General features: G+C 73.3%; 14 protein-coding genes and 1 pseudogene. 13 read left to right on the top strand and 2 right to left on the bottom strand.

Annotation, left to right across the window (positions count from 1 at the left end; genetic code table 11):
• The first annotated feature begins 15 nt into the window (after nucleotides 1-15).
• Nucleotides 16-1,113, top strand: a complete 1,098-nt coding sequence (locus LQ326_RS19410) for a PP2C family protein-serine/threonine phosphatase (protein WP_234538419.1) — start codon at nucleotides 16-18, stop codon at nucleotides 1,111-1,113.
• A gap of 28 nt (nucleotides 1,114-1,141) precedes the next feature.
• On the opposite strand, the gene LQ326_RS19405 is transcribed toward LQ326_RS19410, so the two are convergent.
• A complete protein-coding gene (locus tag LQ326_RS19405; protein ID WP_308401970.1) occupies nucleotides 1,142-1,600 on the bottom strand; it encodes an Lrp/AsnC family transcriptional regulator in 459 nt (152 codons plus the stop codon).
• 463 nt (nucleotides 1,601-2,063) lie between these two features.
• On the opposite strand from LQ326_RS19405, the gene LQ326_RS19400 reads away from it, so the two are divergent.
• The 9 genes and pseudogenes from LQ326_RS19400 to LQ326_RS19365 all read left to right on the top strand — a co-directional run bounded on the left by LQ326_RS19400 (nucleotide 2,064) and on the right by LQ326_RS19365 (nucleotide 9,396).
• On the top strand, nucleotides 2,064-2,534 hold the full coding sequence (locus tag LQ326_RS19400) for a hypothetical protein (protein ID WP_234538416.1): 471 nt from the start codon (nucleotides 2,064-2,066) through the stop codon (nucleotides 2,532-2,534).
• 400 nt (nucleotides 2,535-2,934) lie between these two features.
• Nucleotides 2,935-3,267, top strand: a pseudogene (locus tag LQ326_RS48720) (serine hydrolase); the annotation flags it as partial.
• Nucleotides 3,268-3,492: 225 nt separating this feature from the next.
• Nucleotides 3,493-3,774, top strand: a complete 282-nt coding sequence (locus LQ326_RS19395) for a hypothetical protein (RefSeq protein ID WP_234538415.1) — start codon at nucleotides 3,493-3,495, stop codon at nucleotides 3,772-3,774.
• 216 nt (nucleotides 3,775-3,990) lie between these two features.
• Nucleotides 3,991-5,571: an ATP-binding protein gene (locus LQ326_RS19390; protein ID WP_234538413.1), complete on the top strand. Its 1,581-nt coding sequence runs from the start codon at nucleotides 3,991-3,993 to the stop codon at nucleotides 5,569-5,571.
• Nucleotides 5,568-5,990 (top strand): roadblock/LC7 domain-containing protein, encoded by a 423-nt coding sequence (locus LQ326_RS19385; protein WP_234538412.1) that lies wholly within the window; start codon nucleotides 5,568-5,570, stop codon nucleotides 5,988-5,990. Before LQ326_RS19390 ends, LQ326_RS19385 begins: the two co-directional genes overlap by 4 nt.
• Nucleotides 5,987-6,349, top strand: a complete 363-nt coding sequence (locus tag LQ326_RS19380) for a DUF742 domain-containing protein (RefSeq protein WP_234538411.1) — start codon at nucleotides 5,987-5,989, stop codon at nucleotides 6,347-6,349. Before LQ326_RS19385 ends, LQ326_RS19380 begins: the two co-directional genes overlap by 4 nt.
• Complete coding sequence (locus LQ326_RS19375) at nucleotides 6,321-6,944, top strand: GTP-binding protein (protein ID WP_234538410.1); 624 nt, start codon at nucleotides 6,321-6,323, stop codon at nucleotides 6,942-6,944. Before LQ326_RS19380 ends, LQ326_RS19375 begins: the two co-directional genes overlap by 29 nt.
• Nucleotides 6,941-8,167 carry a cytochrome P450 gene (locus tag LQ326_RS19370; protein ID WP_234538409.1) on the top strand — a complete coding sequence of 409 codons (1,227 nt, stop codon included), beginning with the start codon at nucleotides 6,941-6,943 and terminating at the stop codon, nucleotides 8,165-8,167. The genes LQ326_RS19375 and LQ326_RS19370 overlap by 4 nt, the downstream gene beginning before the upstream one ends.
• Nucleotides 8,164-9,396 carry a cytochrome P450 family protein gene (locus LQ326_RS19365; protein ID WP_234538408.1) on the top strand — a complete coding sequence of 411 codons (1,233 nt, stop codon included), beginning with the start codon at nucleotides 8,164-8,166 and terminating at the stop codon, nucleotides 9,394-9,396. Before LQ326_RS19370 ends, LQ326_RS19365 begins: the two co-directional genes overlap by 4 nt.
• 122 nt (nucleotides 9,397-9,518) lie before the next feature.
• On the opposite strand, the gene LQ326_RS19360 is transcribed toward LQ326_RS19365, so the two are convergent.
• Complete coding sequence (locus tag LQ326_RS19360; RefSeq protein ID WP_234538407.1) at nucleotides 9,519-11,048, bottom strand: helix-turn-helix domain-containing protein; 1,530 nt, start codon at nucleotides 11,046-11,048, stop codon at nucleotides 9,519-9,521.
• A 597-nt stretch (nucleotides 11,049-11,645) separates the two neighbouring features.
• On the opposite strand from LQ326_RS19360, the gene LQ326_RS19355 reads away from it, so the two are divergent.
• From LQ326_RS19355 to LQ326_RS19345, 3 genes are all read left to right on the top strand, one after another.
• A complete protein-coding gene (locus tag LQ326_RS19355; protein ID WP_234538406.1) occupies nucleotides 11,646-12,266 on the top strand; it encodes an L-threonylcarbamoyladenylate synthase in 621 nt (206 codons plus the stop codon).
• A 113-nt stretch (nucleotides 12,267-12,379) separates the two neighbouring features.
• Nucleotides 12,380-13,135: a dienelactone hydrolase family protein gene (locus LQ326_RS19350; protein WP_234538405.1), complete on the top strand. Its 756-nt coding sequence runs from the start codon at nucleotides 12,380-12,382 to the stop codon at nucleotides 13,133-13,135.
• A gap of 160 nt (nucleotides 13,136-13,295) precedes the next feature.
• On the top strand, nucleotides 13,296-14,495 hold the full coding sequence (locus tag LQ326_RS19345; RefSeq protein ID WP_234538404.1) for a glycoside hydrolase family 64 protein: 1,200 nt from the start codon (nucleotides 13,296-13,298) through the stop codon (nucleotides 14,493-14,495).
• Nucleotides 14,496-14,585: the final 90 nt, after the last annotated feature.

The raw sequence follows: 14,585 nt of genomic DNA, 5'->3' as shown, positions 1-14,585 counted from the left end.
GCGTACGTTGGAGGTGTGACTTCGGTACGCGGCTGGACGTCGCGTGGTTACCGGGACGGTCGTGGCTGGTTGCAGGGTGCGCCGCCGCCACGCTGGGTCAGGGTGCTTCCCGTCGCCCTGCTCGCGATCGTGACGGTGGCGACGCTGGTCAGCCCCGACGGCCACGACTTCGGCTTCCTCCTCGGGGCGATCCCGCCGCTCGCCGTCCTCTCCTACGGCCCGCTCGCCACGGCCGTGCTCAGCTGCCTGGTGGTGCTCCTGCTCAACGTGCCCGCCACCCACCTGAACCATCCCGGCGACACCGACCTCCTCACGGTCACGTTCGTGGCGCTGCTGAGTGTGTTCGTGTCCTATGTGCGCAGTCACCGGGACGCCCAGCTGGTCACCGAGCGGGCGGTGGGCGAGGCGGTTCAGCGGGCCGTGCTGCCGCCGCTGCCGGAGCGGGTCGGCGGGGTCGGGTGCGTGGGGCTGTACCGGGCCGCGCAGCACGGGACTCTGGTCGGCGGGGACTTCTACGACGTGAGCGACGGCCCCTACGGGGTCCGGGCGGTGATGGGGGACGTACGGGGGCACGGGCTGGCCGCCGTCGCCACGGTGGTGTCGCTGCTGGGGGCTTTCCGGGAGGCGGTCCTCGACCTGGAGGACCTGGAGTCGGTGGCGGCGCGGATGGACCGCAGACTGACGGTGGACTCGGCCGGCAAACCGCACACCGAGCTGTTCGCCACCGCTCTGCTGATGGAGTTCTCCGCCGATCTGCGGTCGGTACGGATCGTGGCCTGCGGTCATCCGGCGCCCGTGCTGCTGCGGAACGGCCGGGCCCAGGAGCTGGCCGTCGCCCCCGGGGCTCCGCTGGGCCTCGGGCTGGCGGGGGTGGATCGGGCGAAGGAGGTCACGGCCGAGCTGGGGCCGCGCGACCGGCTGTTCGTCGCCTCCGACGGGGTCTGGGAGGCGCGCGACGGGGCCGGGGGCTTCTATCCGCTCCCGGAGCGGCTCGCCGGGTTCGCCGGGGTGGACGCGGGCGCCCTCACCGAACTGGTGTGGGCGGACCTGGCCGGGCATTACGAGGTGCGTGACGATGCCACCATGCTCGTCCTGACACCGGCCATCGGCTGAGTTCGCGGCCCCGCCGCCGGCCGGCCGCTCAGCCCACCTCCCACAGGAAGCGGTGGGAGTACGGGAAGGACCGGACCTCGCGCACCCCCTCGATCGGCCGGACCACGTCGCCCACGAAGTCGAGCAGGTCCTTCGGACCGGGCCTGGCCACCTCGGCGAACAGGCCGAAGCCGCCCGAGGTGAACACGGAGTACACCACCTCGGGCTGTCCGGCGAGCGCGTCGGCGACCTCCCTGGGGCCGCCGTCCACGCCGATGCCGAGCAGGGCCATCGCCTGGCCGCCCATGGCCACCGGGTCGGTGACGCCGACGACCTGCACGGCCCGGGAGTCCAGCAGCCGCTGCAGGCGCTGCCGGGCCGCGGAGGCGGAGAGACCCGCCTTCGGACCCAGGTCGGCGTAGGCGATACGGCCGTCGGCCTGGAGCTCGGCCCCGCGCGCACCAGGTAGCGGGGGAAGGCTCCGGCGGTCTTGTCCATCCAAGGTCATCGGGACCCGGCCGAAGAGATGACCCGCGCCGGCGTACGCGGCTCGGGAGCGGGGGTTGCCCCGTTCGGCCTCGGCGCTCTCGCGGGCCAGGAGGGCGTGCAGTCGGGTGCGGTCCATGGAGTACCGCTGGTCGGGAGCGGATGACGACGGAACGACGGGAGCGTACGACCGATATCGCTCTCACCTCCAGGTCTGACGCTCGGATCGATTGCCGTGACGACTGATTCGAGCATCCCTCTCGACGCGGACGAGCCGCGGAAAGTCCGCTGTTCCGCACAACGCCCGTACCGGTGCCCAGGGTTCGAACGTCCGCTCTCAAACGCCAGGGTCCGCCACCCCTTCCGCCAGTTAGAAATATCTACCAGCATGCATATGCCGGGTTGGCGTGCGGTCGCGCAGAATGCCCGGTGTCGGTCGCTCCCTGCGCCTGAAACAGGTGAGCGGAGATATCCCGGAGCGGTGCATGACGAACACGATGTGGATGCAGGGTGTGGAATGGCTCGCGGCGGCCTCGGCGGACCCCCGGACGTGCAAGTGGGAGTGGGACCACGGGGAGGGCGTTTCGCTGCTGGAGGCGGGCCGCTTCTGGGATGTGCTGAGCGTGCCGGACCGGCTCGGTCTGCTCACGCTGGATCTGCTGTGGCGGCCCTCCCTGCCGGTGCCCGGGCCGACCCTGGTGGACACCGCGGCGCGCCGGGTCGGGTTCTTCCTGCCGCCCGACCCCTCCGGCGGCTGGATCGGGGCCGGGCTGCGGTACACGGGCAAGGGGGCGTGGGTCGCCGTACCGCCGCCGTACCGGCCCGCGCGCTTCCTCGAGTGGCTGGTGCCGCCCGACGGCAGTGGCGCGTTGCACGCGCCGGCTCTCCTGGAGCTGGCACTGCGGGAGGCCAACGGCACGCTGGCGGTGCTGCGGCCGGTGTGCGAGGAGCGGTGAGGTCAGCGGTGGGGCAGGAGGACGAGAACCGTTCCCCCACGAGTCGGGTGTGGATCAGCTCACGGGAGCACAGGGCGTGCAGCCTCTGGGCCGTGCACCAGGGCACGCGGCTGCTGATCCGTGCGCCAGGGCGTGCGTGAGATTCCGTTCATGGCCGACGGGACGCCCGGCATGCGCCGGTGGTACGAGCCGTCGGGTGCGCTCACCGAGCCTGGTGAACGCACCCCCGGCCGGGGCCGCCCCTGCCGTACACGTCCGCCTTGCTGCGCCGGGGCCGCGGTCACCGTCGCGCCGGGGACATTCGCCGCGCCCCTCGTCTCATCGCCGCGCCCGCCGTCGTACCGGCCGCGTTCGCCGGACCCCCGTCCCGTCCTCCTCCGGCGGCCCGGACGTCCGCGGCATGACCCCGGCGTCGGCCCGCCGCCTCGACGCGGTCGTGCACCACGTCATGCGCGAGGCGGACGTGCCTGGTGTGAAACGTCGGAGTGTGGACGCCGGGCGCAGCGACCGCGTTCGCTCGTTCGGGGTCGCGAACAAGGCCACCGGGCGGCAGATGCCCCCCGGTCTGTACCCGCGGATCGGCAGCGAGACCAAGGCGTTCACCATGACCGCGGTGCCGCAGTCGGCCGGCCAGGACACGGTCGGTCTGGTCGACCCTGTCGGAAGGCGCCTCGACGGTGTACCCGACGGCGACCGGATCACCGTGCGGGACCTGACCGGGATGCGCAGCGGCCGTTCGACCACCCCGAGGACGACGGCTTCTTCGAGGCGCCGACCTCGGATCCGCAGCGCGCCTTCAGCCCCGCGGCAGTTGAACGCCCACTCCACCGGCAGGCATGAGCCACACCCTGTTCCCGACCGGGAACGGGTTCCCCGCCCCGCACGCGCCAGACGGCGACCGGGAAGGCCGAGGAGACCGCCGGCTGGAGCCCGTCCTGGGGCTGGGGGCGCCGGCGCGGTGATCTCGAACCTGGGCGATCCGCGCACCCGGGACCGCACCGTGCCCACCGGTGCCTTCCCCGACGGCACGACCAGGGTGGGCACCGCCGCGCAGAAGCAGCGGCTGACCACCCCTTCGACCGGCATCCCGGGCGTCGCGTACAGTCGCGGCGTCCTCGACGTCCAGGGCTGGATCGGGCACAACGGCTCACTGCCGGGCCCTGTTCGGCCAGGCGATCACCCGGGTCATCTCCCCGGCCACGTCTTCGGCCTGCCGGAGCCGGCCTACGCCACACGATGACGGCACGGCCGCGCGGAGCCTCAACTCACCATCGCCGCATGGCATTTCCGACACTTGACACAGAAGCGAACAGTCGCCGAGCGGATTCGAAGCGATGTAACGATTCACCGTGCGGGGCCGGTCGATGACGGTGTGTACTGTGCTGCGAGCGCCACACGGGAGGGGCCCGGGCTCCCCCCTGCCCACTGCTGCCCTACTCCCCTGGAAACCGATTCCATGATCGAATTGCCGGAACTGGTGGCCGGTGGTCTCGCCGCCGGAACACTCTCCGCGCTCGCCCTCGGCGGCAGCCTGCTCAGGTCCCGGCGCCGGCGGGCGGCGCTGATGGCCGAGGTGGCGGAGTTGCGCGCCGAACTGGAGGGCGCCGAGGGCGCGTTCGTCGCCGAGGTCGAGCATCTCGCCGCCCGCCGGATGCCCGCGGCCGCCGCCCAGCTCGCCCATCCGCACCTGCTGGTGCCGGGGCCCGTCCGGCAGCAGACGCCCGGGACCCCCACCGGGATGGCGCTGGAGTACGTGCTGACCGCGCTGCGCGAGGAGCTGACCGCGCAGCGCACCCGCATCGACGCGGCCGCGCAGGCCGGCCTCCGGGGCGCCACCCGGGAGATCCAGGCCGCCCTGTACCGGCTGCAGGACGCCCTGCGTGGGCTCCAACAGCTCTACGACGACCCGGAGTTGGCGCAGACGCTGTTCGCCCTTGACCACGAGAACGAGCAGTCGCTGCGGCGGGCGCAGGTCGCGGCCGTGGTGTGCGGGGCCTGGGTGGGGCTGGCCCGCGAGGAGTCCCACGTGGTGGACGCCGTCACCGGCGGCCAGGCCCGGCTCTCCGGCTACCACCGGGTCCAGGTCAACAACCACCTGGAGCCGGGCACCGCCCTGGTGTCCCACGCGGTCGAGCCGGTCGCCATCATCGTCGCCGAACTCCTCGACAACGCGCTGCGCCACTCGGCACCGGACACCGACGTCGTGGTCAATCTGGAGCACGTCCACCACGGGGTGTGCGTGACCGTCGACGACGCGGGCCTCGGCATGACGCAGGACGAACGGGCCCGCGCCCAGCGGCTGGTGGCGGGCACCGACCCGATCCTGCTGACCGACCTCGGCGACCCGCCGCGTATGGGCCTGGCCGCGATCGGCCAGCTCACCCGCCAGTTCGACCTGAGCGTCGATGTCTCCTCCCCCTCGCCCTACGGCGGGGTGCGCGCGGTGCTGCGGGTCGACACCCACCTGCTCGCCCGGATCGACCCGGACGAACGGCCCCCGTCGGCCAGCGCACCGCGCTCGACCCGGGAACGCGCGGCGCGCACGGACCCGGTGCGTGAGAGGAACCGGCACGAGACGGCCGGGCGTGAGGCGACGGTTCGCGAGGCCCCCCTGCGTGAGACGGGCGCGCGTGAGACAGCCGTGCCGGAGACGCCCGTATCCGAGACGCCCGCACCCGAGACCGCGTCGGCCGAGTCCGCGGCGCCTGCCCCTCCGGTGCCCGCCGCGCCCGCCGCGCCGGATCGTTCCGGGCCTGAGGACGAGCGCGAGCACGAGCACGTCCCCGCCCCGGCCCCCGCTCCCGGCCGCGAGGAGCCGGGTGACCTCGGCGGTCTGCCGCAGCGGCGCCGTCGTCCCCCCGCCGCCGCGCCCGGCAGCCCCGGTGTGCCGCGGCCGCAGTCGGCCGCGCGCCGTCCCGACGAGGCCGCCGCCGCGCTCGCGGCCCTGCAGTACGGCACCGCGGCGGCGCGGGCTCCCAAGCGGGCGAGCACGCCCGAACCCCACCGGACCGACGAAGAAGGAGGAGCGGCCGGATGAACAGCCGCGATGCGGGCGAGACGGCATGGGTGCTGGACCCCGTCCTGCAGGTGCCGCATGTACTGGCCGCCGTCCTGCTCACCCGGGACGGCCTCGCGACCGGCTACACCGACGGACTGTCCCGGGCGAGTGCCGAGCGGGTGGCCGCGATCACCAGCACCGTGCAGGGCGCCTGCCGGGCCGCGGCGGCCGCGTTCGCGGACCGGGACCGGGCCGAGGTGCGGCAGGTGGTCATCGAGTCGGACCACGGGTACGTGCTGATCGTGCCGACGGACCACGGCACCTGCGTGGCGGCCTACGGCGACCCCGAGGTGCGCCTGGACCTGCTGGCGCACCGGGTGCACTCACAGGTCGCCCGGCTGGGCGAGAAGGCGATGGCGGCCGCGCCCAGAGGCTCCGACGGCGGCGCGCCGGCATGACCGGCCGCCGTGGCGGCCGCCCCCTGGTACCCGCGTACCTGTCGACCGGCGGGGTGGCCCGCCCCAGCCGCCCCCACGTGGAACGGCTGACGGTGCTCGCCCGTGACGGGACCCCCCTGCCCGCCGGTCTCCCGGCCGCCGAACTGGCCCTGCTGGAGCTGCTGTCCGGCGGTGCCCTGACGGTGGTGGAGGCGGCGGCGCTGCTGCGGCTGCCGTTCTCCGCCGTGCGGGTGCTGGCCGCCGACCTGGTCGACCGGGACCTGGTCCAGGCCCGCGCGCCGATCCCGCCCGCCGAACGGTTCGACCCCGACCTGCTGAAGAGAGTGGCCGATGGCCTCCGCGCCCTCAAGCACCAGTGAGCTGCCCCGCGCGGGCGGCACCCATCTCCCCGACGACGCCCGCGACCTGGTGAAGATCCTGGTGACCGGGCCGTTCGGGGTGGGCAAGACGACCCTGATCGACTCGGTGTCGGAGATCCGCCCTCTGCACACCGAGGAGCATCTCACCGAGGCCTCCGTGCCCGTCGACGATCTCGACGGGGTACGGGAGAAGGAGACGACGACCGTCGCCATCGACTTCGGGCGGATCAGCCTGCCCGGCGGGATCGTGCTGTACCTGTTCGGGACGCCGGGGCAGGAGCGGTTCCGGACGCTGTGGGACGACATCTCCTACGGGGCGCTGGGTGCTCTGGTCCTCGTGGACAGCCGCCGCATCGACGCCTCCTTCGACGTGCTCGGCCTGGTCGAGGAGACGGGGCTGCCGTACGCGGTCGCCTTCAACGCGTTCCCCGACGCGCCGAGCCACTACACGGGCGAGCAGTTGCGCACCGCCCTGGACCTTCAGCCGGGCACCCCGATGGTGACCTGCGACGCCCGGGACGGGCACTCCTCGGTCGACGCGCTGCTCGCCCTGGTCCAGCATCTGATCGACGACCGGCCGGCGGAGGCCCGATGAGCGCGCGGCAGTCCTTCACCGTCTCGGGTCCGGTACGGCTGTGGGAGGACGGCTTCGCCCGCAACCCGCACGGCTACTACGCGGCCCTGCGCGCCCAGGGCCCGGTGGGCTGGGCGGAACTCGCGCCGGGCACCCCCGCGTACGTCGTCACCGAGCGGCGCGCCGCCCTGGACGTGCTCCGGGACGTCGAGACCTTCTCGCACGACCCGCGGGCCTGGGAGGCGACCGTCCCCGAGGACTCCCCGCTGCTCGGCATGATGCGCTGGCGGCCCAACGCCCTGTTCTCGGACGCCGACGCGCACATCCGCTACCGGGCCACCCTCATCGACGTGTTCGACCTGATCGAGCCGCACGATCTGCGCCACCTGGTGCACCGGGCGGTACGGCTGCTGGTCGACCGGTTCGGGCCCAGGGGCGAGGCGGATCTCGTCACCGACTTCACCCGGCCGCTGATGGCCCTGGTGTTCAACAACCTCTTCGGGCTGCCGGACAGTCAGGGCGACCGGCTCAACGAGGGCCTCCTGAAGATGATGGAGGGCGGCGCGCAGGCCGCCGAGGGCGAGGCGGAGTACGCCGAGTACGTGCTGCGACTGGTCGCCGCCAAGGTCGAGGAGCGCGGCGAGGACCTGCCGAGCATGCTCCTGGACCACCCCGCCGGGCTGACCCCGGAGGAGGTCACCTGGCAGGTGTTCCTCACCCTCGGCGCCGGCTACGAGCCGACCACCAACCTCGTCTCCAACGCGCTCTCCCGCATCCTCGGCAACCCGCTCTACTACTCCACGCTCACCAGCGGCGCCCGCCCGGTCATGGACGCGGTGGTCGAGGTGCTGCATCACGAGACCCCGCTGGCCAACTACGGCATCTACTACGCCCGTCGGCCGGTCTCGTTCCACGGGGCGTGGGTCAGGCCGGCGGTCCCGGTGGTGGTCTCCTTCGGCGCCGTGGGGCTCTTCGCGGAGCGGGAGGCCACCGGCGGCCGGCGCGCCGGGGACGCCTCGCACCTGTCGTGGGGCGCGGGCCCGCACGCGTGCCCGGTCCGGCACCACGCGCTGCTCATCGCGACCGAGGCGATCGAGCAGCTGACCCAGTGGCTGCCCGACCTCGACCCGGTCCTGCCCCGCGAGAAGCTCGACTGGCGGCCCGGCCCGTTCCACCGCTCGCTGACCTCGCTGCCCGTCCGGTTCAGTCCCCGCTCCCCCGACCAGCCTGGAGAGTCGTCGTGACCGTCACCGACCGCATCGCTCTCGACCCGTTCGGCTCCGACATCGCGGCGGAGAGCGCGCGGTTGCGCGCCCTCGGCCCCGTGGTGCCCGTCGAACTGCCCGGCGGCATACCCGCCTGGGCGCCCACCGGGTACGACGTCCTCAAGGAGCTCATCCTCGATCCCCAGGTCAGCAAGGACCCGCGCAAGCACTGGCGGCTCTGGCCGGAGATCGGCGAACATCCCTCCTGGGGCTGGGTGCTGGGCTGGATCGGCGTGGTCAACATGCTCTCCGCGTACGGTCCCGACCACACCCGGCTGCGCAAGCTGGTGGCGCCGAGCTTCACGCACCGGCGCACCGAGGTGATGCGGCCGCGCGTCACGGCGATCGCCGCGGAGCTGCTGGACGAGGTGGCGGCCGCGGGTGCCGGCGGGGCGGTGGTGGAGCTGCGGGCCGGGCTGGCACAGCCGCTGCCCATGCGGATGATCTGCGAGCTGTTCGGGGTGCCCGACGAGATGCGCGAGGACACCGGTGCGCTGATCGCGGCCATCATGGACACCTCCGACCCGACACCCGAGCACGCGGCGTTCGTGCAGGAGCGGATCGGTACGGTCCTCGGCGGTCTTGTCGCGTACAAGGTGGAGCATCCGGGCGACGACATGACGACGGAGCTGATCCGGGTCCGTGACGAGGACGGCGACCGGCTCAGCGACGAGGAGCTGCTGTACACGCTGCTGCTGGTGATCGGCGCAGGTTTCGAGACCACGGTCAACCTGATCGGCAACGCGGTCGTGGCGCTGCTGACGGATCCGGCGCAACTGGCGGCGGTGCGCGCCGGGACGGTCGGCTGGGACGCGGTGATCGACGAGACGCTGCGGGCGCATCCGTCGATCGCCTCGCTGCCGCTGCGGTTCGCGGTGAGCGACCTGAAGGTCGGGGACGTGACCGTTCCGGCCGGGGACGCGATCATCACGACGTACGCGGCGGCGGGTCTGGACCCGGCGCACTACGGGCCGGACGCGGCCGCGTTCGACGCCGCTCGGGGCGCCGACGACCACCTGGCGTTCGGGATCGGGGTGCACCGCTGCATCGGCGCCCCGCTCGCCCGGGCGGAGGCGCTGGCCGCGCTGCCCGCCCTGTTCGACCGGTTCCCGGACCTGCGGCTCGCGGTCGGGGAGGACGAACTGCGCCAGGTGCCGTCGTTCATCGCCTGTGGCTGGCAGGAGATCCCGGTGCGCCTGGAGGCGTGAACCGGGGGTCGCGGGGGCCGCGACCAGTCCCCCGTTCCGGTCGTGCCCCCGCGCAACGTGAACATACGTCCGTACCACGTCGTTGGGTATCGCGCCGATGCCCATTCGCGTACACCGAGGGCTCACCCGTGCACAGGTGAGTCCGGTTGGCCCTGGTACGCCCGGATCAGGACGGGGGCGGCGAGGTCTCCTAGGGCGAGGTGGGCGAGGACGACCTCGTACAGGTCGGTGCCGGCGGCCAGCAGCTGGCGTTCCAGGACGGGCTCGGCGCCCCGCACGTGTTCGCGGACGGTCTGGGCGTGCACCCCCAGATCCTGCGCGGCGCGTTCGGCGTTGCCTCCGGCGGCGATCCAGGCGCGCAGGGTGCCGCGCAGGTCGCGGCCGTCCCGGACCAGACGGTCGAGGAGGTCGTGCGCCCAGGCCCGCAGCGCCGGACTCGCCAGGAGGTCGCCCAGGCGGACACCGGAGGGCCGCGGCGCCGTACCGGCGAGGTCATCCGCGAGGGCCGCCTGGGTGTTGAGGGCCAGGTGGGCGGTGGCGCGCACGGTGAGATCGGAGAAGTCGGCGCCCAGCAGCGCCTCGACCCGGTCCATGCGGGCGCGCACGGTGTTGCGGCTGACCCCGAGCACCTTGGCGGCGCTGACGGCGGTGAACTCCAGGCCGAGGCGGGTGGTGGCGAGGAGTTCCGCGCGGGTGTGGTGGGGCAGGGTGTCCAGCGGCCGCAGCACGTCGGTGGACCAGGCGTACAGCGCGGCGGGGTCCATCAGCCGTTCCGGGTGGGTGCGTTCGGCGTAGACGGCGGCCTGGTCGGGGCGGAAGCGGGCGACGGCGAGGGCGCTGACGGCCTGGCCGTAGGCGACGGCCGTCTGGGCCAGGCTCTGCCGGCCGCTGCCGCCGAGGAAGGTGCCGGGGCGGCCGTCGACGAGGGAGCGCAGCCGCTCGGCCGTCGTGGGGGCCGGGCTGAGGATGATGACGTGGCCGTCCATGGCGGGGCAGCGCACGACGAGGGCCTGGCCGCGGGTCATGTCGAGGCAGTCCTCGGCGAGGCCGTCGCGCTCCGCCGGATGTCCCTCGACGATGTACACGCAGGCGCTGTCGGTGTCGAGCAGGCCGGGCCACAGGCCCGCGGCGACGCGGCGCGCGGAGACGGTGTCCTCGACCATGAGAAGTTGCAGGATGGCGAGGCGCAGGTCGGCGGTGGCCCGCCGGAGCCGGTGCCCGGCCGCCGTCAGTTCCCGCTCACGCAGCAGGAGCTCGACGACTCCCGCGGTGTGGCTGACCATCTCGGCGGCGCGCCGGTCGAAGGGGGTCGCGCGGGCCACGGCGAGCAGGCCGGCGGCGGCCTGACGGGGGTCGGGGGCACGGACCGCGACCAGCCGCAGGTGGCGGTCGCCGTCCTGGACGGCGGCCGCGGAGATCCGCCCGGCGACCACGTCGGCCACGAGGCGGTCGTCGAGGGGGATCCCGGTCCCGGCGAGCAGGGTGCCGTCGGCGGCCTGAAGGCAGGCGGTCGCCTGCACGGCGCCGGCGAGCCAGGCGACGACCCGGCGCGGGTCGCGGGCACCGGGACGCAGATGGTCGAGGAGTCGCGCGGCCCATTCGTCGCCGCTGCGTGCCGGGTGCTGCGGGCCCTGGTCCGCTCGGCCTGCCATCTGTGTCCCTCGTCCCTCGCGTCAGCCTCGGTCAACGGACGTTACCCGATGGGACGAGGCCTGGTCCCACCACCGGGCCCGGCTCCGCCGACGGCCCCGGGGGAAGGACCGCCGACGGAGAAGCCTCACCCGGGCCGGGGGGACGGGCCCTGGGGTGGCTCACTCCTCTGGTGCCCAGGAATCGGTCCGGATATCCGGACCGACCACGCAGCCGGACGGCGGGCAGAGCGGGCGCCGCTCGGATGCGGAGGGGCGGAGCGGCCCGCCGGTCCGGCAGGGGCGGCCACGGCGCCGCGACGCCGGCACGGGCGGGCGTCACGGAGATCGTCGTGGCGAACCGGACGCACGACCGTGCGGAGCGGTTCGCCCGGATCGTCACCGAGAACGACGAGACGGACGTGGTGGCCCGCGCAGGCGGGTGGGGCCGGCGGCATCGCGGGCGCCGCCTCGCCGCCGGGGAGTGCCGGATCCGGTCACGCCCCGGACAGCGGCGTGCGGCCACAGCCGTGCCGGACAGGGACGGCACAGCCCCCTCGCCCGTCCGGCGCGTGCCCGGCCCGCTCGGCCGATGCCCGCCGTACGGCATAAGCTCGGCGGATGGCGAAGTACTTCGACGTGCACCCCGACAACCCGCAGCCGCGCAGCATCTCGCAGATCGCCGACGCGGTCCGCTCGGGGGCGCTCATCGCATACCCGACCGACTCCTGCTACGCGCTGGGCTGTCAGCTCGGCAGCCGCGACGGCATGGAACGGATCCGCACCATCCGGCATCTGGACGACCGGCACCATTTCACCCTGATGTGCCGCGACTTCGCGCAACTCGGCCAGTTCGTGCGCGTGGACAACGACGTGTTCCGGGCCGTGAAGGCGTCGACGCCCGGCAGCTACACCTTCATCCTGCCCGCGACCCGCGAGGTGCCGCGCAAGCTGCTGCACCCGAAGAAGAAGACCGTCGGCGTCCGTATCCCCGACCACGTGGTCACCCAGGCGCTGCTGGCCGAGCTGGGCGAGCCCCTGCTCTCCAGCACCCTGCTGCTGCCGGACGAGGAGGAGCCGCTGACCCAGGGCTGGGAGATCAAGGACCGGCTGGACCACCAGGTGGACGCGGTGGTGGACTCCGGGGAGTGCGGCACCGAACCGACCACGGTCATCGACTTCTCGGGCGGCGAGGCGGAGATCGTCCGCCGGGGCGCCGGCGACACCTCGCGCTTCGAGTGAACTCGGCGCTCCCCCGTCCACGGCTCTCCGCCCCGGCGTGCCACGATGACCGGGACACGCCGCGCCGGGTGTCCCCCACCCCGACGCCGACTCCGCAGAGAGGCACTTGAGCCATGACCGCCGTACAGGGAACCGCCGTCGACATCACCACCGAGGACGGTACCGCCGACGCCTATCTGGCCCACCCCGCCGACGGACTCCCGCACCCGGGCGTGCTGCTGTACCAGGACGCCTTCGGGATCCGTCCGCACCTGAAGTCGATGGCGGACCGGCTCGCCGGCGCCGGTTACACGGTCCTGCTCCCCAACGTCTTCTACCGCAGCGGCCGCACGCCGGTCGTCGAACTCCCGGAGTTCATCGATCCGTCGGCGGACCCGACGATCTGGCAGCGGCTCATGCCGATCATGATGTCGCTGACGCCCGAGCTCAGCGACCGCGACTCGGGCGCCTACCTGGACTGGCTGGCCGAGAGCCCGCTGGTGGCCGACGGGCCGGTCGGGATCACCGGCTACTGCATGGGCGCCCGGCTGGCGATGCGGACCGCCGCCGCGTTCCCGGACCGGGTCGCGGCCGCGGGCGGCTTCCACGGCGGCCGGATGGTCACCGACGACGCCGACAGCCCGCACCTGCTCGCCGGCCGGGTCACCGCTGAGCTGTACTTCGGCTTCGCGGACCAGGACCAGTCGATGACCGAGGACCAGATCCGCATCTTCCAGGAGGCGCTCGACGCCGCCGGAGTCCGCAACACGTGCGAGATCTACCGGGGCGCCGCGCACGGCTACACGCAGGCCGACACGACGTCCTACTCCGCCGCGGCCGACGAGCGCCACTGGGCCGCCCTGCTCGACCTGTTGAAGCGCGCCTTCTGAGCCGGCCGCTCCAGCGGATTCCCGGGGCCCGTCGATCCGACGGGCCCCGATTCCGTCCTCCTTGTTGACATGCACCCGACCCACGGCCCAGTCTGAGAGCGCTCTCAGAATTGGTACGGACCACTTTCCGTCCAACCCCGACCCCACACGGAGGTGGAGAGTGCGCACAGGACTCGCACGCCGGGCACTGCCCCTGACGGCCGCGGCGGCACTGATCGGCGGGGTGCTCACCCTGGGCACCCCGCACCCGGCCGACGCGGCGGTACCGGCCACGATCCCGCTGAAGATCACCAACAACTCCGGCCGCGGCGACCAGGTGTACATCTACGACCTCGGCACCCAGCTCTCCTCGGGACAGCAGGGCTGGGCCGACGCCGGCGGCACCTTCCACGCCTGGCCGGCCGGCGGCACCCCGCCGACCCCGGCACCGGACGCCTCGATCACCGGCCCGGCGGCAGGCCAGTCGACGACGATCCAGATCCCGAAGTTCTCCGGCCGGATCTACTTCTCCTACGGCCGGAAGCTCGACTTCAGGCTGACCACCGGTGGCCTGGTGCAGCCCGCGGTGCAGAACCCGAGCGACCCGAACCGCGACATCCTCTTCAACTGGTCCGAGTACACGCTCAACGACTCGGGGCTGTGGATCAACAGCACCCAGGTGGACATGTTCTCGGTGCCGTACGCGGTCGGGGTGCAGCGCTCCGACGGCAGCACGGCCGACACCGGGCACCTCAAGCCGGGTGGCTACAACGGGTTCTTCAGCGCCCTGCGCGGACAGGGCGGCGGCTGGCCGAACCTGGTCCAGACCCGCTCCGACGGCACCGTGCTGCGCGCGCTCTCCCCGCTGTACGGGGTGGAGACCGGGGCGCTGCCGTCGACCGTCATGGACGACTACGTCAACCGGGTCTGGTCGAAGTACTCGGCGTCGACCCTCACCGTCACGCCGTTCGCCGGCCAGCCGAACACGAAGTACTACGGCCGGGTGTCGGGGAACGTCATGAACTTCACCGACTCCGCCGGAGCGGTGGTGACGAGCTTCCAGAAGCCCGACGCGAACAGCGTCTTCGGCTGCCACAACCTGCTCGACGCGCCCAACGACCAGGTGCGCGGACCGATTTCGCGCACCCTCTGCGCGGGCTTCAACCGGTCGACGCTGCTGACCAGTTCCAACCAGCCGGACACCGACCCGGCGGACTTCTACCAGGACCCGGTCACCAACCAGTACGCGCGCGCCATCCACGCCCAGATGGCCGACGGCAAGGCGTACGCCTTCGCCTTCGACGACGTCGGCAACCAGGAGTCGCTGGTCAACGACGGCAATCCGCGGCAGGCGTACCTGACGCTGGACCCGCTGAGCTGACCCACGCGGGCGTCCCGCACCCGGAATCCGGGTGCGGGACGCCCGGCTGTCCTGCGTCAGCCGGTCGTGACGGCGGTGTCGTCGACGACA

It is taken from the genome of Streptomyces shenzhenensis (genome assembly GCF_021462265.1).
GTDB classification, from domain to species: Bacteria; Actinomycetota; Actinomycetes; order Streptomycetales; family Streptomycetaceae; genus Streptomyces; species Streptomyces shenzhenensis.
This window is presented reverse-complemented; position numbering and strand designations above follow the sequence as displayed.